The organism is Methanosarcinales archaeon (assembly GCA_014859725.1).
Classification (GTDB): Archaea; Halobacteriota; Methanosarcinia; order Methanosarcinales; family Methanocomedenaceae; genus Kmv04.
The window spans coordinates 1-3,973 of record JACUTQ010000181.1; the positions used below are offsets into that span (position 1 = coordinate 1).

At 39.9% G+C, this 3,973-nt stretch carries 5 protein-coding genes; all 5 read right to left on the bottom strand.

The window, feature by feature from the left end; all coding sequences use genetic code 11:
* Positions 1–859 precede the first annotated feature (859 nt).
* Positions 860–1,519, bottom strand: a complete 660-nt coding sequence (locus IBX40_11540; GenBank protein MBE0524950.1) for a hypothetical protein — start codon at positions 1,517–1,519, stop codon at positions 860–862.
* 225 nt (positions 1,520–1,744) lie between these two features.
* Positions 1,745–1,909, bottom strand: a complete 165-nt coding sequence (locus IBX40_11545; GenBank protein ID MBE0524951.1) for a hypothetical protein — start codon at positions 1,907–1,909, stop codon at positions 1,745–1,747.
* A gap of 238 nt (positions 1,910–2,147) precedes the next feature.
* Positions 2,148–2,711 (bottom strand): MarR family transcriptional regulator, encoded by a 564-nt coding sequence (locus tag IBX40_11550; GenBank protein ID MBE0524952.1) that lies wholly within the window; start codon positions 2,709–2,711, stop codon positions 2,148–2,150.
* Positions 2,695–3,390 carry a hypothetical protein gene (locus IBX40_11555; GenBank protein ID MBE0524953.1) on the bottom strand — a complete coding sequence of 232 codons (696 nt, stop codon included), beginning with the start codon at positions 3,388–3,390 and terminating at the stop codon, positions 2,695–2,697. Before IBX40_11555 ends, IBX40_11550 begins: the two co-directional genes overlap by 17 nt.
* Positions 3,387–3,941 carry a DcrB-related protein gene (locus IBX40_11560; protein MBE0524954.1) on the bottom strand — a complete coding sequence of 185 codons (555 nt, stop codon included), beginning with the start codon at positions 3,939–3,941 and terminating at the stop codon, positions 3,387–3,389. Before IBX40_11560 ends, IBX40_11555 begins: the two co-directional genes overlap by 4 nt.
* Between the last annotated feature and the right edge of the window lie 32 nt (positions 3,942–3,973).

Here is a 3,973-nt window from a genome sequence, read left to right on the forward strand (position 1 = left end):
ATCTTCATGCACGGTTCTGTGAGGGGGCTCATAGTAACCTTGGGGCTATTACCCCGAAAGAGGTGCGCTATGGGCTCTACTCGACATGCGCACGGATAAAAAATAAATCCCTGAAAATCAGTCAGATCAGTGTCATCCGTGTTCGATTTAAATTAAATTGGAGAATCGTATGAAATCATTGGTCTTTTGGAAAATAATACATACCGACTCTGTCAAACTCCTTAACCGATGACATATGCAGCAGCACCCTACCAGCTCGCTGCGGATCTTGTGCTCGATAAAAAAGGGCGCCGACGTTGCAATAATGGCATCCCTGAATTTTGATTCGGCGTTGGTGAGTACGTGCTTATCCAAACCATCATTCGGACTTGGATTTATAAGGATGATTGATTTGGAAAAATAAAGTCAAGCTCCGGCCATGTCCCGCAGAATGATCTGAGCCTGTGGCAAATTCGATAAAATTCTTTATTTTCTCATATTAAGCAAAACAAGCAGTTATTTTCGCAAAAAATTAAAGGCGAAGGCGCCGATTCGACAGGATAACTGGATCTACAGGATAATTTATCTCCCATCCTGTAAATCCTGTAAATCCTGTCTGAAAATTATAAATCACACTAAATTAATTTGTGGCGCTTCCGCAAAACACAATGCACCGTCGTATCGCTTTGTGCGCCAGCGATGTGATGGAGAAATTAGCAACGAACTCGATACGAACTCAAGACGACTGGAGTTCGTTCCAGTTCGTACAAGTTCGTTGTTGATGTTATTGTTGAATTTAAGTTGGTCAGAGCTTCATATATAGAATTTTTTGGGATTTGAGTTTTTATCAGGTTTTGTTTTGGATTTTTAAGCTATCTTATCAGATTTGCTTTGGGCTCATGTCATACTGCCCTCCCACAAGCTCTCTGATCCTGTCCGCCATCCTGGCTCCAACATGCTCCACTCTCATGAGCTCTTCCCGCGGCGCGGTCATGATCTTCTCCACGCAGCCGAAATGACTGAGCAAATTCCCTGCCACCACAGGCCCGATACCAGGCAGTGATGAGACAATATATTCTTTCGCCTCACTCTGTGATAGATGACTGCGTTTTTTGTGCAAATTGAAAGGTCGATTTCTGTTTTCCTGCTCCTTTGCAGCGATCATGGTGATGACCTGTGCAGTATCTGCCTCATTAAGCGTGTAGAGAGTGGGGATGCGCATAAGTGCAATGGTGTTGAGAATGCCCTGTACCGCCAGAGGATGCACCCTGCGGCTTAAAAAGAAGAACGGATCACCACCTTCGATGACCAGGATCGGACGTCTGTACGACCTCGCCAGGTCCTTAAGCTGCGAAAACAGCTCACGGCGCTCGAACAGGGTTGCAAAGAGGTCATCAACCGTTTTTCTTTCAAACGCCACACGGTCGCTTACAACATAGTCCCCCACTTTCAGAACAGCGGTTTCAATATCTGCACCGAGCCTGCCAAGTGCCTCAGCCACTCCGGAGCGCATTTCCCGATGATCGATTAATATCTTCATTCTCTAACCACCTTTAATGACAGCAGTTATGCAAATGAAGGGCTTTTTTATATAGTAATGCCGTGTGCGCGGTGAAAGTATCTGCCGGCAAATTACACTAACCTTATAAAACGCCCCGAACTCTTTCCCCCTTTCCTCTTATCCGGACCGTGGAGCATATTCTCCATTTTTACTGATTGATCATCCTGGCTGCTATGTTCTACATGGTTATTGTAGAACTCTTACTCAACCGTAATCAGCAGCAAGTCGCAGCAGGCTTGAGTTAATTCTGGCAGCCAGGCCAGGCTTAAAGTGATCCAGCTGGCCAGGGGATAGCAAGGACGGCCAGGCAGCTTCCGGCGCTGTCAGGGCTGCGGTGTGGGTCGGGCTGCCCTGCCTGGTTGTATGCACTTATCCAGGGCTGGCCTTCAAGCTTTGAGCTGCGGGCTGGGATGATTTCCAAGTACACAGGGTTCGCTCTTCCTTTTATTCAAGTCGCAGCGCATTGGAAAACCCGATAGAGATTAAAACTTTTACGTTGCGACAGGCAGTAGACATTACAGATGTCTGAAACGGTACATTTGTTTCAATCTCTACTGGGTTTTTATGTGGGGGAGATAATAACGCTCTTAACGCAATAGTTTAAATATTATTTTTGAAAATCATCTGCTAATTTTACCATTTTACTCATCCCATTTTCGTATCTGCTAATTACGCCTCTTTTTTCCAGATTTGCCAGTGTCCTTGAAAGAGTGGATTTCGGAATATCTGTTCTGGATGCAAGCTCAGCTTGATTCAGTTCACCAAATTCAAAAAGTGTTTTTGCGACTTCGCATTCACTGCCTTTCAGGATTTTTAGAATTTCCTTGGTATCACCTTTACGTGTAATAGCAGATATTTCAGTAGATTCCATTTGTACAGAGTTGGCGAAAACGGGAACATTATCACTCACAATATGTTCCAAATTTTTATTCAGTGTACTTTTGGAATCAAAAAACAGGAGGTACATAGTACTGATTCCGAGCAGAAAAGCGGAAACTGCAGCAATGAACATGTCCACAAGCGTATAAAAGCCCGGAATCTGACTTGTAACTACATCACTTCCCTCTACAAAAATCTTTATGGGTGTTGGAGTCGTCAGTTTCATACCTAAAATGAATATGGACGCTATGAATAACGCAGCTATGAACATTTGTTTACCTTGGATACTCATCGTCTCCTTTAACCACCCAATGATCCAATTTTACTTTAAACGTGTCAATAGTATTATTTCCATTATTACTGTAACTAATATTGTAACTATTATTAAATTGTTTTACCTCTTCAACAGCAATAACATTTTCACTGATGAGATTTACTATAACTTCATAATTTTTGTTTTCAATAACTATAATCATGTTGGCCACAATACCTTCCTGGTTTTCAATTATTCCACTCATTGGTATTGAGTATTCTTTTCCTTTGATGAGTTGTTGTACATTCTTATCAGATTCAGCTATCCTGATCGCCTTATCTAAAACTTCCTTACGTAGTTCTCTCTGGTCATCTAGTTTTTCCTTTGTTATATATTCAATAAAAATCTTCCCACTATCATCATCGGAAAAAAATTTGATTCCATAAACTCTTTCAGGCAATTTCATAGTTTGCACTATTTCCCCATCATGAATTAAATCTAAAGTTCTATTATTTCCATCGACTACGCCAATAAATGCAATTGGTCTCGGGGGCAATTGCTCTGTTACACCTGCTGCATATGCTATAAGGACCATACCGATACCTATTGATGTTAATATACTTAGCAATATTAATTTATTTATTATAGTCTTCATTTTATTGCATCCTATTATGCCAATAGATTGCTCACAAAGCCCGTTTCTGAGTTTTGCAGTCACTGATCATCATGGATTTTTCCATTTTCATGATACGTAAACACAAAAGTACTCTTTGCATGTTCATATTCAGCTAAGTGTTCGTTATAATGTTCTAATGATGTGAAATATGTAATAACATAGATATATTCGTCATTCTTTGCAATAATTTGTGTCTGGGTATAATTTATATCATTATATGTGTAAGAAACGTTTACTTCCTTTGCCTTTAATCCGCTTAATTTGGTTTCTTTTTTATAATTAATCTTAAGATTATTTGTATTTTCCTGTAACTGTTGAATCAAATCTGATATTACCTCATCAATTGAGCTATATTTTCCACCACTACCAGTTGATGATAAAATCTGTAAGTTCATTGTTATGTAACCATACTCATTTTTGTTCGGAGATATAAACAAAACATTTGATTTATTTTTCGGTATCATATCCCAATTCTTTGGATATTCAAATGAAAAATTAAAAGAATCATCCCTATAAATCAGATAATTATTCCCGTCACTCTCTGCAGATGTATTATTTATTAATGGACCATTTATTGACTCTGCAAAATGCATACATCCACTGATCAATATTGCTACGGCAAATA

What these genes read in the sequence shown, in the direction of transcription:
- IBX40_11540 (MBE0524950.1), bottom strand. Translation starts at nt 1,519, where the DNA reads ATGAAGATATTAATCGATCATCGGGAAATGCGCTCCGGAGTGGCTGAG.
- IBX40_11550 (MBE0524952.1), bottom strand. Translation starts at nt 2,711, where the DNA reads ATGAGTATCCAAGGTAAACAAATGTTCATAGCTGCGTTATTCATAGCG.
- IBX40_11560 (MBE0524954.1), bottom strand. Translation starts at nt 3,941, where the DNA reads ATGCATTTTGCAGAGTCAATAAATGGTCCATTAATAAATAATACATCT.